20 protein-coding genes are annotated in these 23,111 nt (G+C 74.5%); 11 read left to right on the top strand and 9 right to left on the bottom strand.

Translation table 11 applies throughout. The features are described from left to right. Positions 1 to 67: 67 nt before the first annotated feature. Together ACZ4EF_RS10660 and ACZ4EF_RS10655 are read left to right on the top strand one after the other, a co-directional pair. Positions 68 to 937, top strand: a complete 870-nt coding sequence (locus tag ACZ4EF_RS10660) for a LysR substrate-binding domain-containing protein (RefSeq protein WP_391163724.1) — start codon at positions 68 to 70, stop codon at positions 935 to 937. Positions 938 to 1,204: 267 nt separating this feature from the next. Beyond that, on the top strand, positions 1,205 to 3,031 hold the full coding sequence (locus ACZ4EF_RS10655; protein ID WP_467503873.1) for an AMP-dependent synthetase/ligase: 1,827 nt from the start codon (positions 1,205 to 1,207) through the stop codon (positions 3,029 to 3,031). A 55-nt stretch (positions 3,032 to 3,086) separates the two neighbouring features. On the opposite strand, the gene ACZ4EF_RS10650 is transcribed toward ACZ4EF_RS10655, so the two are convergent. After that, the gene (locus ACZ4EF_RS10650; protein WP_355339343.1) at positions 3,087 to 3,812 is read right to left on the bottom strand and encodes an SLATT domain-containing protein; all 726 of its coding nucleotides are present in this window, start codon (positions 3,810 to 3,812) and stop codon (positions 3,087 to 3,089) included. Between the two features lie 464 nt (positions 3,813 to 4,276). Here ACZ4EF_RS10650 and ACZ4EF_RS10645 point away from each other — a divergent pair, with 464 nt between their 5' ends. Further along, positions 4,277 to 5,008 carry a class I SAM-dependent methyltransferase gene (locus tag ACZ4EF_RS10645; RefSeq protein ID WP_391163720.1) on the top strand — a complete coding sequence of 244 codons (732 nt, stop codon included), beginning with the start codon at positions 4,277 to 4,279 and terminating at the stop codon, positions 5,006 to 5,008. Positions 5,009 to 5,063: 55 nt separating this feature from the next. On the opposite strand, the gene ACZ4EF_RS10640 is transcribed toward ACZ4EF_RS10645, so the two are convergent. After that, complete coding sequence (locus tag ACZ4EF_RS10640; protein WP_355339337.1) at positions 5,064 to 5,786, bottom strand: Clp protease N-terminal domain-containing protein; 723 nt, start codon at positions 5,784 to 5,786, stop codon at positions 5,064 to 5,066. A gap of 98 nt (positions 5,787 to 5,884) precedes the next feature. Here ACZ4EF_RS10640 and ACZ4EF_RS10635 point away from each other — a divergent pair, with 98 nt between their 5' ends. Next, complete coding sequence (locus ACZ4EF_RS10635; protein ID WP_391163718.1) at positions 5,885 to 6,466, top strand: TetR/AcrR family transcriptional regulator; 582 nt, start codon at positions 5,885 to 5,887, stop codon at positions 6,464 to 6,466. 77 nt (positions 6,467 to 6,543) lie between these two features. Then, positions 6,544 to 7,308 (top strand): SDR family NAD(P)-dependent oxidoreductase, encoded by a 765-nt coding sequence (locus tag ACZ4EF_RS10630; RefSeq protein WP_401855925.1) that lies wholly within the window; start codon positions 6,544 to 6,546, stop codon positions 7,306 to 7,308. A gap of 22 nt (positions 7,309 to 7,330) precedes the next feature. On the opposite strand, the gene ACZ4EF_RS10625 is transcribed toward ACZ4EF_RS10630, so the two are convergent. Next, complete coding sequence (locus ACZ4EF_RS10625; protein WP_467503973.1) at positions 7,331 to 9,415, bottom strand: phage holin family protein; 2,085 nt, start codon at positions 9,413 to 9,415, stop codon at positions 7,331 to 7,333. Positions 9,416 to 9,690: 275 nt separating this feature from the next. On the opposite strand from ACZ4EF_RS10625, the gene ACZ4EF_RS10620 reads away from it, so the two are divergent. Next, positions 9,691 to 10,497 carry an MBL fold metallo-hydrolase gene (locus ACZ4EF_RS10620; RefSeq protein ID WP_467346281.1) on the top strand — a complete coding sequence of 269 codons (807 nt, stop codon included), beginning with the start codon at positions 9,691 to 9,693 and terminating at the stop codon, positions 10,495 to 10,497. Beyond that, on the top strand, positions 10,494 to 11,120 hold the full coding sequence (locus ACZ4EF_RS10615) for a DedA family protein (protein ID WP_391163714.1): 627 nt from the start codon (positions 10,494 to 10,496) through the stop codon (positions 11,118 to 11,120). The genes ACZ4EF_RS10620 and ACZ4EF_RS10615 overlap by 4 nt, the downstream gene beginning before the upstream one ends. Before the next feature lie 88 nt (positions 11,121 to 11,208). Here the strand turns inward: ACZ4EF_RS10615 and ACZ4EF_RS10610 are convergent, their stop codons facing one another. The 3 genes from ACZ4EF_RS10610 to ACZ4EF_RS10600 form a co-directional block, all read right to left on the bottom strand. Then, on the bottom strand, positions 11,209 to 12,225 hold the full coding sequence (locus tag ACZ4EF_RS10610) for an MBL fold metallo-hydrolase (RefSeq protein WP_467503871.1): 1,017 nt from the start codon (positions 12,223 to 12,225) through the stop codon (positions 11,209 to 11,211). Positions 12,226 to 12,497: 272 nt separating this feature from the next. Then, entirely contained in the window at positions 12,498 to 13,757 is a 1,260-nt protein-coding gene (locus ACZ4EF_RS10605; protein ID WP_467503870.1) for a pyridoxal phosphate-dependent aminotransferase, read from the bottom strand. 163 nt (positions 13,758 to 13,920) lie between these two features. Continuing rightward, positions 13,921 to 14,547, bottom strand: coding sequence for an HAD family hydrolase (locus tag ACZ4EF_RS10600; RefSeq protein WP_391051485.1), 627 nt, complete (start codon positions 14,545 to 14,547; stop codon positions 13,921 to 13,923). Positions 14,548 to 14,817: 270 nt separating this feature from the next. Here ACZ4EF_RS10600 and ACZ4EF_RS10595 point away from each other — a divergent pair, with 270 nt between their 5' ends. Then, complete coding sequence (locus tag ACZ4EF_RS10595) at positions 14,818 to 16,284, top strand: bifunctional phosphatase PAP2/diacylglycerol kinase family protein (protein WP_355339316.1); 1,467 nt, start codon at positions 14,818 to 14,820, stop codon at positions 16,282 to 16,284. Positions 16,285 to 16,362: 78 nt separating this feature from the next. Here ACZ4EF_RS10595 and ACZ4EF_RS10590 read toward each other — a convergent pair whose 3' ends face one another. After that, positions 16,363 to 16,794: an SseB family protein gene (locus tag ACZ4EF_RS10590; protein ID WP_355339313.1), complete on the bottom strand. Its 432-nt coding sequence runs from the start codon at positions 16,792 to 16,794 to the stop codon at positions 16,363 to 16,365. Positions 16,795 to 16,932: 138 nt separating this feature from the next. Between ACZ4EF_RS10590 and ACZ4EF_RS10585 the strand changes: the two genes are divergently transcribed. Then, the gene (locus tag ACZ4EF_RS10585) at positions 16,933 to 17,571 is read left to right on the top strand and encodes a GNAT family N-acetyltransferase (protein ID WP_467503867.1); all 639 of its coding nucleotides are present in this window, start codon (positions 16,933 to 16,935) and stop codon (positions 17,569 to 17,571) included. 120 nt (positions 17,572 to 17,691) lie between these two features. Here ACZ4EF_RS10585 and ACZ4EF_RS10580 read toward each other — a convergent pair whose 3' ends face one another. Continuing rightward, positions 17,692 to 18,762: an RNA ligase (ATP) gene (locus ACZ4EF_RS10580; protein ID WP_467503865.1), complete on the bottom strand. Its 1,071-nt coding sequence runs from the start codon at positions 18,760 to 18,762 to the stop codon at positions 17,692 to 17,694. 147 nt (positions 18,763 to 18,909) lie between these two features. On the opposite strand from ACZ4EF_RS10580, the gene ACZ4EF_RS10575 reads away from it, so the two are divergent. Then, positions 18,910 to 19,905 carry a ketopantoate reductase family protein gene (locus tag ACZ4EF_RS10575; RefSeq protein ID WP_401311442.1) on the top strand — a complete coding sequence of 332 codons (996 nt, stop codon included), beginning with the start codon at positions 18,910 to 18,912 and terminating at the stop codon, positions 19,903 to 19,905. A 60-nt stretch (positions 19,906 to 19,965) separates the two neighbouring features. Here the strand turns inward: ACZ4EF_RS10575 and ACZ4EF_RS10570 are convergent, their stop codons facing one another. After that, positions 19,966 to 22,029, bottom strand: a complete 2,064-nt coding sequence (locus ACZ4EF_RS10570) for a DUF5107 domain-containing protein (RefSeq protein WP_467503863.1) — start codon at positions 22,027 to 22,029, stop codon at positions 19,966 to 19,968. A 274-nt stretch (positions 22,030 to 22,303) separates the two neighbouring features. Here ACZ4EF_RS10570 and ACZ4EF_RS10565 point away from each other — a divergent pair, with 274 nt between their 5' ends. Next, positions 22,304 to 23,104 (top strand): maleylpyruvate isomerase family mycothiol-dependent enzyme, encoded by an 801-nt coding sequence (locus ACZ4EF_RS10565; protein WP_467503861.1) that lies wholly within the window; start codon positions 22,304 to 22,306, stop codon positions 23,102 to 23,104. The last annotated feature ends 7 nt before the right edge of the window (positions 23,105 to 23,111 follow it).

Raw genomic sequence — 23,111 nt, 5'->3', positions numbered from 1 at the left:
ATCGGGAAGCCCGGTTGCCGTACTCACTGTCATCACGGAACGCGATAGCCGGGCTAGACTTGCGGGCATGTTCGATCCCGTGCAGCTGCGGACCTTCCTCGCCGTGGCGCAGACGCTGAGCTTCACGCAGGCCGCGCAGCGGCTGGGGCTGCGGCAGTCCACGGTGAGCCAGCATGTGCGGCGCCTGGAAGAGGCGGCGGGCTGCCGGCTCTTCGCCCGCGACACCCACGGCGTGGAACTGACCGAGGACGGCGAGGCGATGCTCGGCTTCGCCCGGACGATCCTGGAGGCGAACGAGCGCGCGGCCGGTTTCTTCACCGGCACCCGGCTGCGCGGACGGCTGCGCTTCGGCGTCTCGGAGGACTTCGTGCTGACCCGGCTGCCGGAGATCCTGGAGGGCTTCAGGCGCGAGCACCCCGAGGTCGACCTGGAGCTGACCGTCGAACTGTCCGGCACCCTCCACCAGTGGCTCGACGCGGGACGGCTCGACCTGTGCCTGGCCAAGCGGCAGGGGCCGAACGGCCCCGGACGGCTCGTGTGGCGCGACAAGCTGGTGTGGATCGGCGGCGAGCGGCTGCGCCTGGACCCGGACCGTCCGGTGCCGCTGATCGCCTTCCCTCCGCCCGGCATCACCCGCGCCCGCGCGCTGGAGGTGCTGGAGCGCGACGGGCGGGCCTGGCGGGTGGCGTGCACCAGCGCCTCGCTCAGCGGTCTGGTCGCGGCAGCCCGCGCGGGCCTCGGCGTGATGGCGCACGCGCAGGGCCTGGTGCCCGCCGGGCTGGTACGGCTGCCCGCCCGGTCCGGGCTGCCGGAACTGGGCGCGGTGGACTTCGTCCTGCTGCACGGGCGGCGGCAGGCCCGCGCCCAGGACGCGGCCGACGCGCTGGCCGCGGCGATCCTCGCGGGCGGCGACCGGCTGCACAAGCCGCTGTCCTGACCAGGCGCGGGGCCAGGCGCGGGGCGCACGTGGCCCCTGGGACAGTGGAGCGCCAGTGACCGGTCGGCGCAGATTTGGTGGAGATAAAAGTACGGCGGCGGAAGCATCGGAAACGGCCGCGTGGGCACGACTCCCTTGTGAGACGCGGTCATACGCCCGTCACCAGCACAGATGTCCGATAACACGGCCCTGCCACGGCCCTCCCGCCCGTGCGGCGGATCGGATAGCTTACGGGCCCCGCACTGTGCGGTATGAGGAGAGCACCCGTTGCGCGAGTTCACCGTCCCCCCCATGGCCACGACACCACAGGCCGGAGGTTTGGCGGATGCCGTGTTCGGCAACGCACGACAGGCCCCCGACAAGGTGGTGTTCGGCCGCGCGGACGAGGACGGCGTCTGGCAGGACGTGACGACGAGCGAATTCCGCGACCAGGTGCTCGCGGTGGCCAAGGGGCTGCTGGCCGAGGGCGTACGGTTCGGCGACCGGGTCGCGATCATGTCCCGTACCCGGTACGAGTGGACGCTGTTCGACTTCGCGCTGTGGGCGATCGGCGCCCAGTCCGTACCGGTCTATCCGACCTCCTCCTCCGAGCAGGTGCGGTGGATGCTGCACGACTCGGGCGCGGTGGCGGCGGTCGTGGAGCACGAGGACCACGCCATGACGATCGGCGCGGCCGTGGACGAACTGCCCGCGCTGACCCGGCTGTGGCAGCTCGACTCCGACTGCGTGACCGAACTGTCGGAGGCCGGGCGGCAGATCGGCGACGAGGTCGTGGAGCGGCACCGCCTCGCCGTCACACCCGACGCCGTCGCCACCGTCATCTACACCTCGGGCACCACCGGGCGGCCCAAGGGCTGTGTCCTCACGCACGCCAACTTCATGGCGGAGACCGAGAACGTGGTGGCCCGCTGGGAGCCGGTCTTCCGGAGCAAGCCGGGCGAGGAGCCGTCCACACTGCTCTTCCTGCCGCTGGCGCACGTCTTCGGCCGCATGGTGGAGGTCGCCGCGGTACGGCACCGGATCCGCCTCGGCCACCAGCCGAGCATGACGGCCGCCGAACTCATCCCGAGCCTCGCCGCCTTCCGGCCGACGTTCGTCCTGGCCGTGCCGTACGTCTTCGAGAAGGTCTACCAGGGCGCGCGCCGCAAGGCGGAGGCGGGCGGCAGGCTCGGGCCGTTCGAGAAGGCGGTCGACGTCGCGGTGCGGTACGCGGAGGCGGTGGAGGCGCGGGCCTTCGGCACCGGGCCAGGTCCGAGCACGGGCCTGCGGATGCAGCACCAGCTCTACGAGAAGCTGGTCTACAGCAAGGTCCGCGACGCGCTCGGCGGCCGGGTGCGGCACGGTATCTCGGGCGGCTCGGCGATGGACCGGCGGCTCGGCCTGTTCTTCTCCGGCGCGGGCGTCACGATCTACGAGGGCTACGGCCTGACCGAGACGACGGCCGCCGCGACCGCGAACCCGCCGGAGCAGACGCGTTTCGGCACCGTCGGCCAGCCGGTGCCCGGCACCACCGTGGCCATCGCCGACGACGGCGAGATCTGGCTGAGCGGCGGCCAGGTCTTCCACGGCTACCTCAACAACGCCAAGGCCACCGAGGAAGTGCTGCGGGACGGCTGGCTCGCCACCGGGGACCTGGGCGCGCTCGACGAGGACGGTTATCTGACGATCACCGGCCGCAAGAAGGAGATCCTGGTGACCGGCGGCGGCAAGAGCGTGTCGCCGGTCGCGCTGGAGGAGCGGGTCCGGGCGCACCCGCTGGTCGCGCAGTGCGTGGCCGTGGGCAACAACCGGCCCTTCGTCGCCGCGCTGATCACCTACGACCGGGAGGCCGTCGAGCACTGGCTGCGGATGCGCGGCAAGCCGAATCTGCCCGCCACCGAGCTGGTGCACGACCCGGACCTGGAGGCGGAGATCCGGCGGGCCGTGGTCGCCGCGAACACCCTTGTCTCGCAGTCCGAGTCGATCCGCACCTTCCGCATCCTGGCGGCGCCGTTCTCGGAGGAGCGCGGCACCTTGACGCCGTCGCTGAAGCTGAAGCGGCGGGCGATAGAGAACGCGTACGCGCGGGAGATCGAGGCGCTCTACCGGGGCTGAGACGGGAGCCCGGCCCGCCGGGCCTGCGTCAGGAAGCCCACGTCAGGGGCTGGCCCTACGCCAGGGGCTGCCGGTCGCCGGATGCGGCCGGGCCGCCTGGTGCGGCCGGTACCGCCGCGCCCGACAGGCCGCCGTCCGCCTCGTTGAGCTGCCGGATGCGCGCGCTCAGGTCCGTACGCCAGTCGACGGTCTCGGACTCGACGTGGCCGCGCACCGTCGTGACGAGCCGGGCGATGAGGGCCAACTGGCGCTCGACCTCGGCCGGTTCGAGCGGTCCCGAGGTACGGGCGGCGGCTCCTCCCGGCCCGGCCCGCAGCACGTCGGCGGCCCATTCGAGGCGTACGGCGTTCAGCTCGCCGCGCAGCGCGTGGGCGACGGTGATGTCCCGCATCCAGCCCGCCGACAGCCCGAAGAAGTGGTCGAATCCCTTGCAGCCCGCGGCGAGGGCGAGCAGGACGTATCCCCAGCCCTGCCCGGAGCCGCCGCTCGCCGCGGTGGCCAGCGGCACGGCCGTACCGGCCACCGCGAGGGCGATGGCCAGCGCCTGGAGCGTGCGGGAGGCGGTGCGCTTGCGCCGCTTGTCGCGCTGGTACCAGTCGATGGCGTCCTGCGCCTCCTGCTCGGCCCAGGCGCGCAGCCGCGCCAGCGCCTCGCGCTGCCCGTCCGGTCCGTCGACCGCGATGTCGGGGAAGGGCCTGCCGCCCAGATCGCGGGCCTGCCGTTGCCGCCGCCCGGTCCCGGACGCGCCCGTCGGCGTACCGCCGCCGTCCAGCTCAGTCATCCGGCGAGGCTACCGGCTGCCGCGCCGCCGTCACGTCCGGTCGCGGTAACGCGCCGTTTCTCAGGGCGAGTTCACCGCCGAGCCGTGGGATTCCGCACTCACAAGCCCCGCAGGACCCCCACCGAGCCCGAGGGGCGCCGTGTGACGCGTATACGGAAACGTGCGGCGCGCTGACGGGACGTGGGGCCGAAGGGCGTGCGCGAGCCATCGCGGTGTCCGGTTCCCGCCGCGCCCGTCCGCGCCGTGCGGGGGACGGGCGGTCGGCGGCACCTGCGGTGCGCTGGAGCGCGCCGCGCTCGGGCCGGTCGGGCCCGGCCGCGCGGAACCGGTGAATCCGGACAACGGCACCCGCCTCGGGCCGGATCCGGACCCTTCGGCCAGACGTAACACTGGCCTCACCACGTAACCGGCGCGCAAGGTCCCGGGTGAACCCCTGTTCACCTGGGGCCTCTAGCATTTCGCACATGCTGGACTACGACGTGGAGGCGGCGCGTTACGACGCCACGCGCGGCGGTGTGCCGCGGGCCCGGTCAGCGGCCCGCGCGATCCTCGCCCTGGTGCCCGAACGCGCGGGCACACTGCTGGACATCGGCTGCGGTACGGGTCTGGTCACCGGGCTGCTCGACCGGCCGGGACTGCGGGTGTTCGGCGTCGACTCCTCCGAGGGCATGGCCCAGGTGGCCGCCGAGCGCCTCGGCGCCTCGGTGGTGCTGGGCAACTGCCATCGGCTGCCCTTCGCCGACGCGTCCTTGGACGCGGTGAGCGCGGTGTGGCTGCTGCATCTGCTGCCGGACGCGCCCGCGGTGGTCGCCGAGTGCGCCCGCGTACTGCGGCCCGGCGGGGTGTTCGTGACGACGGTCGACAAGGACTCGGGCCACGACATGAACAGCGACGTGGACGAACTGCTGGCGCCGTACCGGGTGCGGAAGGCGTACGACGCGGCCCCGCGGATTCTGGCCGTCGCCTCGGAGCACGGGCTGCGCAGGGCGGGCGAGGCGCGCTTCACCGGCCACGGGCAGGGCCGCTCCCCCGAGCGGACCGCCGGGGATCTGGAGCGCGGCTACTACGCGTCGGCGCTGGCGCTGGACGACGAGCAGGCCGGCGCGCTGGTGCGGCGGCTGGCGCTGCTTCCCGGCCAGCAGGTGCCGCGCCCCGACCCGGTGTACCGGCTGCTGGCGCTGCGCAAGGAGAGCTGAGGGGCGACGCCGGACCGGCCGGGGAGGGCCGGCCGGCGCCGGGCGGCCGTGCCGGTCACTCCTTGGCGAGGTCGGCCAGGCTCGCGAGGGTCCACGCCTCCGCCGCCTCGTGCGTGACGCCGAGGCCGGCGAGCGCTCTGGCGGCGGGTTCCTGGTCGTCGCTGAGGACGCCGAGCAGGATGTGTTCGGTGCCGATGTAGTTGTGGCCGAGCCGCAGGGCCTCGCGCAGCGCCAGGTGGAGGGTCTTCTTGGCGGCGGGGCTGACCGGGAGGTTGCCCTTGAGGGGCTCTTCCTCGGTGCCGGGGGTGGAAACGGCGGCGCGGACGGCTTCCGCGCTGACGCCGAGGGCGCCGAAGCACAGGGCGGCGAGGCCGTGGGGCTCGTCCAGCAGGCCGAGGACCAGGTGCTCGGGTGCCACGGCGCTGTGCCTGGCGCCGCGGGCCTCCTCCTGTCCGGCGGCGACGGTCTTGCGGGCGCGCGCGGTGAAGCGGTTGAAGCCCGCCTCCACGCTCAGATACTCCAGGTCCTCGGGGACCTTGGGCACGAACCGCTTCTGCGCGGCCTGCTTGCTCACCCCCATGTGCTGGCCGATGTCGGTCCAGGAGGCGCCCGCCCTGCGGGCCTGGTCCACGAAGTGGCCGATGAGGTGGTCGGCGATTTCGCCGACGTGGGTGGCGACGGCCACCGCGTGTTGGAGGTCTTCGAGCGGTTCGCTGCCGGGGTGCTGTTCCTTGACGTAGTCGATGAGGTCGTCGAGTCGTACCGGGTGTTGGGTCATGCGTCAACGTTAGGTTGACGATTCCTCGGTCGTCAACCTTTAGTTGACGATTGGCTCTTTCTTGACCGATCGTTCTCAATGACCCTAGGGTCATCGGCATGGCGAGGAGCAAGGAATTCGACCCGGACACGGCGCTCCAGGCGGCACTTGAGCTGTTCTGGCGGCGCGGTTACGAGGCCACGTCGATGGCCGACCTCGTCGAGGCGCTGGGCATCGCGCGGGCGAGCGTCTACGCCACCTTCGGCAGCAAGCACGAGCTGTATCTGCTGGCGCTGCGCCGCTATGGCGAGCTGTGCGACCCGCGGCTGCTGGAGGAGTTGTCACAGCCGGGGCCCGCGCTGCCGGGGGTACGGGCGGTGGTGACCCGCTTCGCCGAGGAGTCCGCGCGCGACGAACTGCGGCGCGGCTGCTTCATGACCAACACCGCGGTGGAGCTGGCCCCGCACGACCGGGCCGCGGCCCGCCGGGTGGAGGCGAGCTGGGACCTGCTGGAGGCCGGGCTGACCTCGGCGCTGCTGCGGGCCCGCGCCCAGGGCGAGCTGCCCGCCGGGCGGGACCCGCGGGCGCTGGCCCGCATGCTCCTGGTGCTGCTCCAGGGGATCCGCGTGGTCGGCAAGGCCGGCGGCGACCCGGAACGCCCGCGCGACGCCGCGGCGCAGGCGCTGGCCCTGCTCGACTGACCGGACGGGTCCGAGCCCCCTTTTCACGACCGATCGTTCTCATTCTCGTAGGCACCCAAGGCATCTGGAGAGCCGTCATGTCCGACACCTTCACCGGCAGGGCCGTCCTCGTCACCGGCGGCGGCAGCGGTATCGGGCGGGCCGTCGCGCTCGCGTTCGCCCGTGCGGGCGCCCGCGTCGCCGTCGCCGGGCGGAGTGAGCGGACCCTCAAGGAGACGGTCGCCCTCATCGCGGCCGAGGGTGTCGGCGAGGCCGCCGCCGTACCCGCCGACATCACCGTCGCGCCGGACGTCGAGCGCCTGGTCGACGCCGTGACGGCCCGCTTCGGCGGCCTCGACGTGGCCGTGAACAACGTCGGCGTCATCACCCCTCCCGCCCCGGTCGCCGACATATCCGAGGCCGACTGGCGGCACAGCCTCGACACCAACCTGACCGGGCTGTGGCTCTCCATGAAGTACGAGATCGGCTACATGCGGGCGCACGGCGGCGGCGCCGTCGTCAACGTCGCCTCCAACATCGGCGCCCACCGCCGCGTTCCCGGCCTCGGCGCGTACACCGCGGCCAAGGCCGCCGTCAGCGCCCTCACCCGCGCCGCCGCCCTCGACCACATCGGCGACGGCGTCCGGATCAACGCCGTCAGCCCCGGCGCCGTCGACACCCCCATGTCCTCGCGCCCCGGCGAGACCCCCGCCGCCAAGGCCGCCCGCCTGCGCGCCCAGATCCCCCTCGGCCGCGCGTCCAGCGTCGCCGAGATCGCCGCCGCCGTCCTCCACCTCGCCTCCCCCGCGGCCACCTCCACCGTGGGCACCGACCTGGTCATCGACGGCGGCGCCACGGCCTGACCGGCGGCGGCGTCAGGTCGGTTCACGCCGTCGTCGCGCGGGTCGGTTCCTCACGAACCGGTTCCTGGTGGATGGGCTCCTGGTGGATGGGCTCCTCGCGGGATCGCTCCTCGCCGGGCCGCTTCTCCTGAGGTGAGGCGGGGCTCGGCGGGGTGAGCCATGTGCGCAGCAGGGAGTGCAGGGCCTCGGCTCCGACGAGGGGGGCGGGCGGCAGGGGGAGTTCGACGGGGGTCAGGAGGAAGGGGTGGCTCTGCGGGCCGCCCAGGCCCCCGTGGGAACCGGCCTGTTCCTCGAAGGCGTGCACGGCTCCGGAGCGCGGATCGCAGGCGGAGTTGACCATGAGGTCGGCGATGTGGGGGAAGCCGTCCGCCCGCAGCACGGCGTCCGCGGCGCCCTCGCCGAAGGGCGCGAGCGGGTCGTCGCCCTTGATCCGCCCGGTGGCCAGCTCGCGCTGCGAGCCGTCGGGGCCGAGCACGAGCGGACCGCGCTCGGCGCTGTGCACGAGCACGAAGCCGATACCGGGGTGCCCGGTGAGCGCGTCGAGGAGCGCGGGCGAGCGGCGGTCGATCTCCTCCAGCGTGGCCCGCCCCTCGATCTCGGGGAAGGCGACGAGCCCGAGGTTGCCCGAGGCCAGCACGACCGGCTGCGACGCGGGCCCCGCGCACTCGGCCTCCTCCTGCGCCCGCCGCTCCTGCTCGGGGCGGCGCAGCGCGGTGCGGGCCGCCGCCCGTGCCTCGGCGCCGCGCGCCGCCCGCCGCCTGGCCTGCCGTTCGGTCCCGGCCAGCCCGCAACCGGCCCGCACCAGTTCGCGGAAGGTCACCCCGTACGCGCTCTCGAAGGTCTCGCCCTCGCTCTGCCCGTGGTCGGACAGCAGGACGATGCGGTACGGCCGGGGCGCGTACCGCGAGGCGTCGGCGATCAGCGCCACCGAGCGGTCGAGCCGGCCCAGCACCTTGCGCGCGTCCTTGCTGCGCGGGCCCGAGTGGTGGGCGACCTCGTCGTACGCCACGAGGTCCGCGTAGACGGCGGTCCTTCCGGCCAGCATGTCGCCGATGACGGCGGCCACGGCCACGTCCCGTTCCACGACGGTGGCGAAGGCGCGCAGCAGCGGGTAGAGGCCGCCGCGCTTGATCCGGGGCCGGTCCCTGCGCAGCCGCGACGCCGTCGACTCCCCGATCTCGCGGCACACCTCGGCGCTGAACGACCAGGCGGTGCGCACCGCGTTCGCCGGGTCGGAGAAGTAGGCGAAGTAGCCGGATCTGGAGCGGCTGAACTTGTCGCGGCGGGCCGCCACCGACATCACCAGCGCGGACTGTTCCGCGCCGCCGGTGAACAGATTGCCGCGGCTGGCGCCGTCCTCGGCGAGCAGGCCGCGAAAGCCGGTACGGGCCACCGCGCGGCGCTCCAGTTCCGCGGCGCTGGAGGGCCGGTTGCAGACCATCAGCTGGCCGGTCTCCTTTTCGAACCAGCGGAAGGCGGGCACGTCGTGGTTCGTGCCGTGCAGGATGGCGAGCTGGCTCGCGCCGGTCTGGCTGCTCCAGTCGGTGCGCCACGGGGTGAGCCGGTGGGTGGTGCCGAGCCAGCCGGCCAGGGTCGGCATCGCGGGCGGCGCGGAGGTGAGGGCGTCGCGCAGCACGTCGTGGCCGACGCCGTCGAGTTGCAGGAAGACCGTGCCGGGCGTGGTGGGCAGCGGCGGGTCGCTCGCGCGGGTTCTGCGGCCCGCGAGCCGGGCGAGCCTGCGGCCGTACGCGGCGTCGTCCCGTACCGCGAGGGCGGTGCTGGTGGCGGAGGACGTCGCGGACATCACGGCGGCGATCACCACGGCGGTGGCCGGGGCGACCTGGCCGCGGCCGTCGGGGGTGAAGCGCAGGGCGACGAGCAGCAGCGAGCCGTTGAGGAAGAAGACCAGGGCGCCGAGCACGAGCGCGGGCACCAGCAGCAGGGCGCGGACCAGCAGCGGCCACACGAGCGCGCTCAGTACGCCGAAGGCGCCCGCGCCGATCGCCGAGGTCACCGCGATCTGGGTGGGGCTGTCGCCGTTGGGAGCCTCGAGGCGGAAGTCGGGGAGCACCCAGGCGAGTACGGCCAGGGTCGCGCTGGAGACCATCCACACAGCGAGCACCCGGCCGACGGCCCTCACCACGCTCCGGCCGACGGCCCGTTCCCGTCTCTTCGCAGGCTGCGGCACACCTCCACAGTGCCATACCGCCCGCCGCGTCCCGGCGCCCCGTCGGGCCGCGCGCCGGGCCCGGCCCTCGGCAGGGCATACGCTCGGGCCTGCGAGGGTGTGCGCGGGCACGGTACGAGTCCCCTGACCGGGGAGGTGCGACGCGTGTGTGCGATACGGGCGCCCTGGACGGATGCCGGGAAAGGACGGGCGCGGTGGCGGTGGAGATCACGTGGTGGGGTCATGCCACGGTGACCGTGCGGGACTCCGGGGTGCGGGTGCTCACCGACCCGCTGTTCACCCGGCGGCTCGCCCATCTGCGCAGGCGGCGCGGCGCCGTACCGCCCGCGTCGGCGACCGCGGCCGACGCCGTACTCATCTCTCATCTGCACGCCGACCACCTGCACCTGGACTCGGTGCGGCGGCTGGCGGCGGGCACCACCGTGGTCCTGCCGCGCGGCGCGGTCGCCGCGGTGCCGGGGCTGCGGCGGCTGCGTGACCGGCTGCGGCTGGTGGAGGTCGGCGCGGGCGACTCGCTCCTGGTACGCGGCGCGGACGGCGGGGAGCTGACGGTCAGGGCGGTGCCCGCCGCGCACGACGGACGGCGGCTGCCGTACGGGCCTGAGCGCTCCCCCGCGCTCGGCTATGTGATGGAGGGGGCCGCGCGCACGTACTTCGCCGGGGACACCGGGCTGTTCGACGGGCTGGCCGACGCGGTCGGCCCCTGCGACGTGGCGCTGCTGCCGGTCGGCGGCTGGGGCCCCTTCCTCGGGCACGGTCATCTGGACGCGGCGCGGGCCGCGCGGGTGCTGGCCGATCTGGCGCCGCGAGCCGCGGTACCGGTGCACTACGGCACATTCTGGCCGATCGGCATGGACGCGGTACGGCCGCACGAATTCCACACGCCCGGCGAGGAGTTCGTGCGGATCGCCGCCCGGCTGGCCCCGCGGGTGTCGGTGCACCGGCTCGACCACGGGCAGTCGGTGCTGGTCGAGGACGCCGGGCGGGAGAGCCGCGGGTGATCGGGTTCCTGGCGTCGGCCGCCGCCAATTCCCCCGCGTCCGAGACCACGCAGCAGGCCATAGGTTATCCGTCGCTGTTCCTGCTGGTGTCGCTCGGCTCGCTGGTGCCGGTGGTGCCGACCGGCGCGGTGGTCTCCAGCGCGGCCGTCGTCGCCTTCCACCAGTCGCAACCCCCGCTCGCGCTGCTCGGGGTGTTCCTCGTGTCGTCCTTCGCCGCCTTCCTCGGCGACGTGGCACTGTACTGGCTCGGCCTGCGCGGGGTGCGGTCCCGCAACGGCTCGCGCTGGCTGCACCGGCTCCAGGACCGGGTGGACAACACGACGCTGGAGAAGGCACAGAACCGGCTGGACGCGCACGGCGCGGCCGTCCTGGTGCTGTCCCGGCTGATCCCGGCGGGCCGTATCCCGGTGATGGTGGCGTGCCTGCTGGGCGAGATGTCGCTGCGGCGGTTCGTCCGCGGCGACATCCCGGCCTGTCTGGTGTGGGCGGCGGCGTATCAACTGGTCGGCATCCTGGGCGGGTCGCTGTTCCCCGAGCCGTGGCAGGGGGTGGCGCTCGCGGTGGGGCTGACGTTCGCCTTCGCGGCGGGGCCCATGGTCGTGCGGCGGCTGCGCCGCAAGTAGGCCGCGCGCCGCAAGCGGGGGCGGCCGTCCCGCGATCAGGCCGCCCGGCTTGCCCTCACGGCGTGCCGTGCCTCGGCGTGGCGTGCCCTCACGGCGTGCCGGACAGCACCCGCGAGCCGCCGATCGGCAGGTCCCACAGGTCGTCGCGGGGGCGGCCGGTCGCGGCCCACGCGGCGTGCAGCCGGGTGAGCGGTTCCAGCGGCGGCTCGGCGGAGAGCAGGAACGTCGCCCAGTGCATGGGCGCCATCGCGGTCGCGCCCACGTCGAGGCAGGCGCGTACGGCCTCTTCCGGGTCGGTGTGCACGGTGCTGAGCATCCAGCGCGGCGAGTAGGCGCCGATCGGCAGCAGCGCGAGGTCGATGCCGGGGTGGGCGCGGCCGATCTCGCGGAACCAGTGGCCGTAGCCGGTGTCCCCGGCGAAGTAGACGCGCCGCCCCGAGCCGTCGGTCAGCACCCAGCCGCCCCACAGCGAGCGGCAGGTGTCGGTGAGCGTGCGCTTGCTCCAGTGGTGCGCGGGGACGAAGTCGAAGCGGACACCGCCCAGTTCCGCCGCCTCCCACCAGTCGAGTTCGGTGACCCGCGTGAAGCCTCGGCGGCGGCACCAGGCGGCCAGGCCCGCGGGCACGAACAGCGCGGTGTCGCGCGGCAGCCGCTTCAGCGTCGGCGCGTCGAGGTGGTCGTAGTGGTTGTGGCTGATGACGACGGCGTCCACGGGGGGCAGCGTCTCCCAGGGCACGCCCACCGGGGTGACCCTGGCCGGGGTGCCGGGGATCCGGCGGGACCACACGGGGTCGGTGAGCACGGTCAGCCCGCCGATGCCGATCACCCAGCTCGCGTGTCCCACCCAGGTGAGGCTGACCGTGCCCGCCGTCGTCGCGGGCAGCGGTCCCTGCTCGACCGGCAGCGACGGCACCTGCGCGAGCGCGGCGGCCGGCGGGCGCATGCTGCGTTCCCGTACCGAGCGCAGGACGTCGCGCAGCCCCGGCAGCGGGTCCGTCAGCCGGTCGGCGAACGACGTGGGCCAGGTCCTCAGCTCGCCCAGCGGACGCGGACCGGCGAGGGTGCTCTCGCTCTCGGCGAGGGTGCGCTCGCTCTGATCGGTCATCGGGACTCCCATCCGTCACGGTCTCGGCGCCGTCGGCGACACTCGCCGGGCAACAGCGGGCCGGGGCGGCGGCCCCGGCGGTTCGAGCCGGGGCGGCGGCCCCGGCGGTTCCGGCCGGGCCGGGAAGCCCGACGGGACCGGCGGGACCCGTGGCCGCGGCACAGGGTGTGGGGAGGGCGGGCGAGGCACGTGTGGCCCGCCCGGCCGTCCCGAACACCGCTCGCACCCACCGGATCCCCGATCATCGTTCATCGACCTACCCAAAAAATAGGTCAGGTCCCACGCCCCCGCGATCCGGTGTCCGCCGATTCGCCGATGCCCGCGGATTCACCGACCGCCCCGCCCGCGGGGCCCGACCCGCCCTCCGGGTACCCGGTGGCGTGGCCGCTGACGGCGACGGCCAACGCGGCCAGCGCGGCGACGACATGCGGGACGGCGAGCGGGTCGGGCGCGGCCAGCGCGACACGGCGCTCATCCTCGGTGGCGCCGTGCAGGTGACCCGTGCTGATCCGCACGCGCGGCTCGTCCGGGTCGTCGCCGAAGCGGTGGCCGCCGAGTACGGGGTAGCCGAGGGCCGCGGTCAGCCGCTCCTCCAGCGCGGCGGCGTCCAGGCCGGGCGCGGGCAGCGTCGGATAGAGCTGGAAACCGGCGCGCGGCGGACGGCAGGTCGCCCCCGCGCCGGTGATCGCGCGGAAGGCGGCAGCGGCGGTACGCGCGTGCAGCCGGTTGGCCGCGGCGGTGCGGTCGGTGACCTCCGCGGGCTCGGTGAGGACGTATCCGGTGGCGGCGGCGACCGGCGCGGGCAGCACGGCGCGCAGCGCGGCGAGTACGTCGAGGGCCCGCTCCCGCCAGGCCGCGCCGTGGGCGGTGGCGGGGAAGCGGGCGAGCGCGGCGGGCACCGCGGCCGGGACCAGCGTGGCGCCCAGGTCGGCCAGGACGACGGTGTGGTCGGGCAGCATCTCGGCCGGGCTGAGCAGCACCGTGTCGCGGTGGTGGAGCGTGTCGGAGTACGTCTCGTCGGAGACGATCAGCAGCCCCGCCTCCGCCGCGGCCTCGCACGTCTCGTGCAGCAGCTCGGGCGCGGTGACGGTGCCGGTCGGGTCGTCGGCGGCGGACAGCACCAGCAGCCGCGGGTCGGCGCCCGCGGCGCGCGCCCGCCGTACGGTCTCCAGCAGCGCGAAGGGGTCGGGCACGCCGCCCTCGGGCGGGGTGGGCGCGGTGTGCACCCGGCGGCCGAGCAGCCGGGCCACCGGGGCCTGCCACGCGGGGGCGGGGCGGGCCAGCACCGGGTCGCCGTCGACGGCGGCGAGCAGCGCGAACAGCAGCGGCTCCGCGCCGGGCGCGGCGAGCACGTGGCCCGCGCGGCAGGGCAGGCCGCGCCGGGCCCAGTAGCCGCAGGCGGCGTCGAGCAGCCGCGGGCCGCCGCCCGGGACCTCGGCGCCGGGCCGGGCGTCGGCGGTCCGTTCCCGCCAGTACGCGGGCAGCGGCAGTCCCGAGTCGGGTCGCAGGTCGTACCGCGGGCCGAGCCGCATCCGGTTACCTCCGCTGCGTAGGTGGGCACCCCTGGGGCCCACTTTCTCCCGCGGCGGCGCGGTCCGCATCCGACGCAACGGCGCGGTCCGCATCCGACGGAACGGCCGGTGGAGCGGCCGACGGCCGAGTGCGCGGGTGAGGAGGCGGCGGCGCGCCCCGCGTTCAGCGCAGCAGCAGTGCGGGCAGGTCGCGCATGTCGTCAAAGACCGTCGTGCCGGGGCCTTCGAGCCAGCCCGCGGGGGTGAGTCCGCCGCAGTAGCCGTACGCGCGCATGCCCGCCGCGCGGGCGGCGGCCACCCCGTACCGGCTGTCCTCGACGACCACGCAGCGCGCGGGCTCGACGCCGAGGCTGCGGGCCGCGTGCAGGAAGAGGTCGGGGGCGGGCTTGCCGTGCTCGACCTCGCTCGCGCTGAAGATCCGGCCCTCGAAACGCTCGTAGAGCCCGGTGAGGCCAAGCGTGTGGCGCAGCCCCTCGTGGCTGGTGCTCGACGCGACGCAGCTCGGCAGGGTGAGCGCGTCCAGGGCCTGCGTGATGCCGTCGACCTCGGTCAGGTCGGCGTCGAACGCCTCCTGGTAGAGGTGCCGGTAGGGGGCGTCCCAGTCCTCGGGCAGGGAGCGGCCCAGGTGTTTCTCGATCGCGGTGGTCATGTCGCGGTAGGAGCGGCCCACGAACCGTTCCACGATCTCGGCCTCGCTCAGCGGCCAGCCGACCGCGGCGAGCACGAACGCGTCCACCTTCACCGCGATCTTCTCGCTGTCGACCAGCACACCGTCGCAGTCGAAGATCACGAGTTCCGGCTCTGGCCAAGGGGTGTGCGGGTGAGCTTCGTTCACCCGGTGAGACTACAGCGGCGGCACCGGTGGACGGCGGACACGGGGGCGGCGGCGCGGGTGCGGTACCGGTGGGTCCGCGGGCGGGTACGCGAGTGCGGTCCCGGCGGATACGCGGTCGGGTACGCGGGCGCGGTACCGGCGGATACGCGGTCGGCCGTCCGTGACGGAACGGCAACGGCCTTGATCAGGCGGTGTGCCGCGGCCGGGCGTGGGTAACCGGCCCGCATGACGTATCCCTGGAAGAACTGGGACAAGGCGCTGTTCGCCGAGGTGGCGGAGCGCCACTGGCCGGGCGCGGAGCCGGTGCTGCCCCGGCTGAGCAGTGCCGCGAACCACGGCCGGCTGTGGTTCGCCGTCGCCGCGGGCGTCGCGGCCACCGGCGGCAGGACCGGACGCCGGGCGGCGGCGCGCGGACTGGGCTCGCTGGCACTGGCGTCGCTGACGGTCAACACCGCGGGCAAGGGCGCGGTACGGCGGTCACGGCCGATACTCGACACCGTCCCGGTCATACGGCGGCTGCACCGCCAGCCGATCACCTCGTCGTTCCCCTCGGGTCACGCGGCCTCGGCCGCCGCCTTCGCCGCGGGCATGGCGATCGAGTCGCCGCGCTGGGGCCTGGTGATCGCGCCGCTCGCCGCGAGCGTGGCCTTCTCACGGATCTACACCGGAGTGCACTATCCGAGTGACGTGGTGGCGGGCGCGGCCCTGGGCCTTGGCGCCGCCGCCGTCGTACGCGCCCTGGTGCCGCCCGCTCCGGGAAAGCCGGAGCCGGGCGCCGACGCGCAGGTGCCGTCGCTGCCCGAGGGCCGCGGGCTGCACGTGGTGGTGAACTCCGCGTCGGGGCCGCCGCCGCTGCTGTCGGCGCCCGTCGACCGGATCGCCGCCGCGCTGCCCGAGGCGTCGGTCGGTGAGTGCACCGAGGACGACGACCTGCTGGAGATGCTGGAGAAGGCGGCGCGCACGGCCGTGGAGCAGGGCGGCGCGCTCGGGGTGTGCGGCGGTGACGGCACGGTGTGCCTGGCCACGGCCGTCGCCCTGCGCCACCGGCTGCCGCTGGCGGTCTTCCCCGGCGGCACCCGTAACCACTTCGCGCTCGACCTCGGCCTGGAGACCGTCGAGGACACCGCGAAGGCGGTCGCGGCGGGCCGGGCGGCCAATGTGGACGTGGCCCGGCACACCAGCCTGGACTCGCCGTACAGCGAGTCGGCGCCCTTCCTCAACACCTTCAGCATCGGGTCGTACCCGGAGCTGGTACGGGTACGGGAGCGCTGGTCGCGGCGGGTGGGGAGCTGGCCCGCCAGTGTGCTGGCCGCCGTGCACGTCCTGCGGACCTGCGAGCCGGTGGACATCGAGGTGAACGGACGGCCGCGCTCGGTGTGGCTGATCTTCGCGGGGAACTGCCGCTACTCCAGTGTCGGGCTCGCCCCGGTGCGCCGCCGCGACCTCAACGACGGCGTGCTGGACGTGCGCATCGTGGACGGCGGGCCCTTCGCCCGTACCCGGCTGCTGGGCGCGGCCCTCACCGGGGTGCTGACCCGGTCGCCGGTGTACACGTCGGCGACCGTACGGCGGCTGCGGCTGCGGCTGCCCGGCGAGGGCGTCCACCTCGCCTACGACGGTGAGGTGGCACCCGCGCCCGGTGAGCTGCTGCTCGACAAGGTGCCCGGCGGGCTGGTGGTGTACCGGGGCTGACCGGGGGCGCGGGGCGTGCCGGGGCCTGCTCGGAGCCGCCTAAGGCGGCTGGGGCGGGGTTGACGACGCGGGCGGCGGTCAGTTCTGGCCGCCGACCAGCCCGGCCAGGGCGCGGACGCCTTCGCCCGAGATGCTCAGCGAGTCGGGGCTGCCGGTGTCGATGGACAGGATCAGTTCGTCGGAGGGCCAGGCGCCGCTGAGCACGGCGAGCTGGACCAGCCGGTAGCGACTGGTCGTGGGGAGCGCTTCGGCCATCCGGGTCTCGGAGGTGAAGACGGGCACGAGCTGGCGGCCGTCCTCCTGTTCGTACACCGGGAGCTGGATCTGCCGGGGAGGCTCGCCGCCGTTGGGGTCCTCGTCCACGCCCGGCACCGGCAGCAGGACTTCGCTGACCGCGAGCGTGCTGAGGGCGACGACGTTCTCGCTGCCGTGGGCGATCTCGCGCAGCGCGCGCTGCGCCGGGGGCAGGCCACTGTCCGGGTCGAGGCCGTCGGGGGTGATGTCGGTCATCGCTTCTGGTTCCTCTCGCCGCTTCTGGCGTCAACGGTGCTCGGATCCCCCGCACGTACCCGGCTGAGCCGAGAGCATGCGGTCCACGAGGTGAAATCGCGTTGCCAGGACCCGCTGGCCGCTGGTTACGGTGCGTCCATGGTTGCCAGAACCCCCGCTCACACGGTGCTCGAAGGCCGTTTCGTCCGCCTCGAACCGCTCGCTCCTGGCCATGTGCCCGATCTGTTCGCCGCGGGCGGCGGTGACGAGGAGGTGTGGCGCTGGCTGCCGGTGGAGCCGCCGCGCACCGAGGACGAGCTGCGCGATCTCGCGGTACGGGTCGCCGCCGACGCGGAGGCCGCGGGCGGTCTCGCCTTCGCCGTCGTGGAGCGGGCGGGCGGCCGGGCCGTCGGCTGGACGACGTACCACGACGTGAGCGCCAGGGACGAGCGGCTGGAGATCGGCTGGACCTGGTACGGCCGCGCCCATTGGCGGACCCCGGTCAACACCGAGGCCAAGCTGCTGCTGATGGGCCATGCCTTCGAGGAGCTGGGCATGGGGCGGATCTGCTGGAAGACGGATCATCTCAACATCAGGTCGCAGCGGGCCATCGCGCGGCTCGGCGCGGTCCGCGAGGGGGTCTGGCGCCGCCACCGGCTGCGCTCGGACGGTGTGACGTGGCGCGACAGCGTCTTCTTCTCGATGCTGGCCGAGGAGTGGCCGGAGGCGAAGCGGCGGTTGCGGGCGCGGCTGGAGGGCGGCGCGGAGGCGGGGGCCGGACGGGGCGGGGCGGGCTGACGGTCCGGGGTGGGCCGACCGTGGGCCGACGCTGTTCGGGGAAGGGCGTCGGCCCACGGTCGGCGGCTGGCGGTCACGCGGTCGGCGGTCACGCGGGGGCCGGTCTCGCGGGGGCCGGTCTCACTCGTACTCCGTGCCGCCTTTGCGGGTCAGGTAGGCGTCGCTGACGACCTTGGCGATGGCCCGGCCGCCGAGCACGTCGCTGTAGCGGTCGTCGGCCGTGCGCACCACGACGCCCTCGCGCAGGTGCAGGCCGCGGCCGGAGACCGTCTCCGTGCCCTGGGCCAGCGCCAGCACCGCCTCCTGGTCGAAGGGGCCCTCGAACAGCTTGGGCACCAGCGGCACTTCGCCCGCCAGCAGCGCGAAGGCGTCCAGCCAGCGCACCCGCCCGCCGATGTCCGCGCACACGTCGAACGCCGCGTAACCGGGCGCGCCCTGCGCGCGGGCGTCAGCGCCGTAGCCGAGATCCTGCACACCGCTGCCGTACACCTCGCCGTAGACGCCGATCCGGTCGGCGCCCAGCCGCTCGGCGAGCCGGGCCGCGACGGCGGGCAGGCCGTGGCCGAGGACGGCGCGCCAGTAGAGATTGCGGTCGGTCTCGGTGAGGGCGAGGCGCTGTCCGCCGAGGCCCTTGGACGTGACGTGCACGGCGCCGCTGTCCGCGTAGTAGGTGAGGCAGCAGGCCGTGCCGTGCAGCTTCTCGGTGACGGTGACCGGGTCGCCCGGCGCGAAGATGTCCGGATAGCGCTTGAGGTTCTCGATGTCGATCCAGGGCAGCAGGTCGGGCGCCGACTCCACGTCGCCGCTCATCGACACCGGCACCGGAGGCACCCATTTGACGATGCCGAGCCGTTCGGCGAAGTCCGCTCCCCCGGCGGCGGCCCGCTCCAGATCCGTACCGTCGAGCGCGGCCGGGCGGCAGACGATGCCCTGCGACAGCTCGCCGCGCAGCCGGACCGCCCTGACGCGGTTCGCGGCGCTTCCGGCCAGCCTGCCGGTCAGGCCCAGCTCCGTGATCAACGACTCGGGCAGCACGGCCTGTTCGGGGATGTAGACGGCGAAGTCGCCGCTGCGGTAGGCGCCTTTGGCGACCACGGCGCGGTAGAGGCCGACCTGCGCCAGTTCGAGCGCGTCGGCGTTGGGGTGGTCGAGGATGGTGAGCCGCTCCGCGGTCACGCGCAATGTGGACATGACGGTCCCCCCGTATGTGGTGGTCGGATGGTGGTGGTCGGGTGTTCTCCCCGACGATCACTGTGGTGGGGGGCGCGGGCGCCCGGCCACCGGTTTTCGGCGCGGTGCGGTGGAGGGACCGGGGCGGGCGTGTGCGAGTCTCTCGGTGTGCGATACATCATCATCGGAGCGGGAGCGGTCGGCGGCACGATCGGCGGGCGGCTGTTCGACGGCGGTCACGAGGTCGTCCTGGTGGCGCGCGGCGGCCATCTCGACGCGCTGCGCGAGCGGGGGCTGCGGCTCGAACTGCCGGACCGCACGCTGACGTTGCCCGTGCCCGTCGCGGACGGGCCGGAGGCGCTGCGGGCGCGGCCCGACGACGTGCTGGTGCTGGGCGTCAAGACGCAGGACACGGCGTCGGTGCTGACGCGGTGGGACGGGTACGGGGTCGGGTCGGACGGTGCCGGTCCCGCCGTGGTGTGCGCGCAGAACGGGGTCGAGAACGAGCGGCTGGCGCTGCGCCGCTTCCCGAACGTGCACGGGATGTGCGTCTGGCTGCCGGCCTCCCACCTGGAGCCGGGTGTCGTGCAGGCGCCGGGTGCGCCGCTGTCCGGGATTCTGACCTTGGGCCGCTATCCGTCGGGCGCGGACGACACCACGCGGCGGATCGCCGCCGACCTTGAGGGCTCGGGCTTCGCGGCGCCGGTCTCGCAGGACGTGATGGCGTGGAAGTACGGCAAATTGCTCTCGAATCTGGGCAACTCCCTGGAGGCGGTGTCCGGTCCGATCGGTGAGGGGCCGCTGTTCGAGGTGTATCAGCGGGCCCGCGCGGAAGGAGTCGCAGTGCTGGACGCGGCCGGTGTCGCGCACGTCAGCCAGGAGGAGCAGGCCCGCGTGCGCGGCGACCGGGTGGAGCTGCTGCCCGTCAACGGCGGTGAGCGCGGCGGCGGTTCGTCCTGGCAGAGCCTCACCCGGGGCACCGGCTCCATCGAGGCCGACTACCTCAACGGCGAGATCGTGCTGCTGGGCCGCCGCTTCGGCGTGCCGACGCCCGTCAACGAGGCGCTGCGCCGTACCGCCAACTCCTTCGCCCGCGACGGCCGCCGCCCCGGTGACCTGACGGCGGACGAGACGGCGGCGCTGGTCGCCGCGAGCCGGGCGTAGGCGGCGCGGCGGCCAACGGACGTCGGCCGCAGTGGCTGTGCGGCCGGGACCGCCCGCTCCCTACGGCACCGTCTCCGGCCGCATCCGGAAGTCGTACGCGGCGGGCAGCGGGTGTTCCGCCCGCGCGCGGGTCCTGATGTCGTCGGTGACGGGGCCGTCGCCCGCGACAAGGCGCTCGGCTATGGCGTACCAGGTGTCGGTCAGCGCCTCGGCGCCCTCGTACAGGTCCTCCACGACGAAGCCCTCGTCGAACAGCGCGCGGGCCTCGGCGACTTGGCCGCGGGCGAGCGCGGTCTGCGCGCGCAGCAGCCGAAGCCGCCCGCAGTCGGGGCCGTGCCGGTCGCCCTCCGGGGCCTGGTCCGGATCGGCGAGGACGCGTTCGGCGTCGGCGGCGCGGCCCGCGGCGAGCAGGACGGGCACGGCCTCGACGATCAGGGCGCGCCGGACGTCCGGGCGGTCCGGGAGCGCGGTGAACGTCTCGCGCAGGCTGTCGTACGCGGCCAGGTAGCGGTCGGCGGCGCGGTCGGTCTGGCCCGCGTCGGCCTCGGCGACGGCCAGGGCGCGCAGGCCCCACGGCGAGGGGTGGGCGGCGACCGACCGTTCCCAACTGCGCACGGCCTGCGCGCGGTCGCCCGCGGCCCACTGGGCGATGCCGAGGTAGTAGTCGCGGAACCACTCGTTGCCGGGATAGGTGTCGGCGGACTCCAGCAGTTCGCGCCACTCCGGGGAGACGAGCGCGGGTCCCGGCGGCGCGTCGGCGGCGGGTCTCGGGAAGATCCCGGCGAGCAGCAGTTCCAGCCAGGGCTTCTGCGGGTCGCCGAGCGTGGTGGCGGGGAACGGGGTGCCGGGCAGGTGGAAGTGGCCGCGCTCGCTTTCGAGGGCGCCCCAGCCGGAGCCGGTGGCGAGCAGGTCCTTGGGGTCGGTGTCGGCGTGCGCCAGCCACGCGGTGTAGGCGGCGTCGACGGTGGCGCGCGGGAGTGCGGCCTCGAGTCGTCCCCCGGCCTCGGCGCGCGCGGCGGACCAGTCGTCGCCGTGCACGAGCGCGGGGTCGGCGGCGAGCGGTCCGTACGCCTCCAGCCAGGAGAATTCCGAATCCGCGGCCATGGGGATGTGTTCGAGCTGTGTCCTGGCGAGACCTGCCTGGATCTCCAGGTAGCCGCCGGTGCCGGGCTCGGTCAGCCACTCCTGCCAGCGCCGCCCGCCGCGGCCGTGGCCCCACAGGAAGAGCTTGCGTCCGCGCAGCAGGTCGGTGGAGGTCTGGACGAGGCCGTGTCCTTCGCCGTCCAGGGCGGTGATCCAGCGGCGGTCGGTGTCGGCCACGTCGAAGAAGTAGTCGGCGGCGTGCTCGGAGCGGGTGGTGTAGGTGATGTCGGTGGCGCCGTCGGGCGCGGGGACCGGCACATGGCTGAGGGTGCGGCTGTAGCCGAAGTGCCAGGCGGCGTCGGCGGGGGCGAGCACCCGGGTGCGGTCGGTCTCGGGAACGGCGATGTTGGACCACCAGTAGGCGGGCACGGTGCGCTCGTGCGGATTGCGGACCCGGATGCCGACGTAGAGGAAGTCGGAGTCGGCGGGCAGCCACATGTCGATCTGGAAGGGCAGGTCGCGCAGCCGCTCCCACTCCCACAGGCGCAGCATCTCGCCGCCGTCCGGGGCGGGGACGCGGGCGGCGTACAGCGGGGCGCAGGTGTGGGCGGCGTGGCCGGTGGCGCCGAGATTCCACTCCACGCCGCCGGAGAACCAGGCACCGGCCAGCGCGAACGCGGCGGGCTGGAACACCGGGTTGCGGTAGAGCAGTTCATGTCCGGTCGCCTTGTGGACCAGCGAGTACAGCCTGCCGCCGAGGCCGGGCAGCACGGTGGCGCGGATGCGGTCGTTCTCGATGACGAGTGCGTCGAGGGCGGCCGGGGCGCGGTCCCGGCCGTAGCCGTCGAGGACGCGAACCGGCAGCACCGAGCGCAGTGGCGCGTAGCCGAGCTGCCTGGCCATGTCGGCGGGCAGTCCCTCGCGGTCCTTGAGGTCCAGCCGGTGCAGCTCGTCGAGCGGGCGCAATGCGGGCAGCGGGTTCTCCGGGCCGAGGGCCGCGGCCGGAATGCTCACAGCGGTACGCCGCACGGTCGTAGGCAAGGCCACCTCTTCTGGCACACGTGGCCGCCTTCGGTCGCGGCGGCCGTCTGATGACCATGGAACAGGTTTCCCGTCGCGGTGAACAGAGCCCGCCGTGGTCAGGGTTGGGCAAAACCTGTGGAATCGGTCAGAAATCCGGCCATAAATTCGGCCGCGGGACCGGCCGGGCGCGGCCTTCTCGATCTTCCGCGCACCGCACCGGACAGGGAGCCCGCGGGCTGTCCCGGCCGCCGGACCGGGGGCATTGTCGGTGGTCGCTGCTACAACGGTGGCCATGACGACTTCGCGCTCCTCGCAGACGCCGGCCTCGCCCGAACTCCGGTTCACCGACTGGCTCGAACTCATCGAGGAGCGGTCCGCGGTCCTGCGCGAGGCCGCGCGGGCCGCACCCGTCGAGGCCCGGATTCCGGGCTGCCCCGACTGGACCGTCCGGGATCTGCTGACGCATGTCGGCCAGGTGCAGCGCTTCTGGGCGGCGACGGTCGCCGCGGGCCCCGCCGTCCGGCCGCCGTCGGACGGGGCGCTCGGCGACCGCATGCCGGGGGACGACCTGCCGTCCTGGTCGGCGGCCTCGACGGTGCTGCTGCTCGACGCCCTGCGGGCGGCCGGTCCCGACACCGGCTGTTGGACCTGGTGGGCGGAGTCGGGCAACGCGGCGACCTCGGGCTCCGTCGCCCGCCACCAGGTCCAGGAGGCGGCCGTCCACGCCCGCGACGCGCAGGAGGCCGCGGGGGTCACCGAACCGCTGCCGCCCGCCCTCGCCGCCGACGCCCTGGATGAATTCCTGCATGTCGGCTTCGGCTCGATGGACGGCTGGCCGCACGCACCGGCCCGTGTCGCGCTGGTCGCCGACGAGGGCCCGGCCTGGACCCTGATCCTCGACACCACCGGTGCCTCGGCGGTCCGCGGCGGACCCGGCGACGGCCCGGAGCCCGGTGCCACCCTCTCCGGCCCCGCCAGCGATCTGCTGCTGGCGCTGTACCGCAGGGCCCCCTGGGACGGGGCCGACGCGCTGCGGCTGACCGGAGACCCCGCGCTGGTACGGCAGTTGGTGGTCTGGCCGCCGCTCGGCTGACCACGTA

Source organism: Streptomyces sp. NPDC025721 (assembly GCF_055558595.1).
Note: the sequence above shows the minus strand (reverse complement) of the source record. Positions and strands in the feature narration are given on the sequence as shown.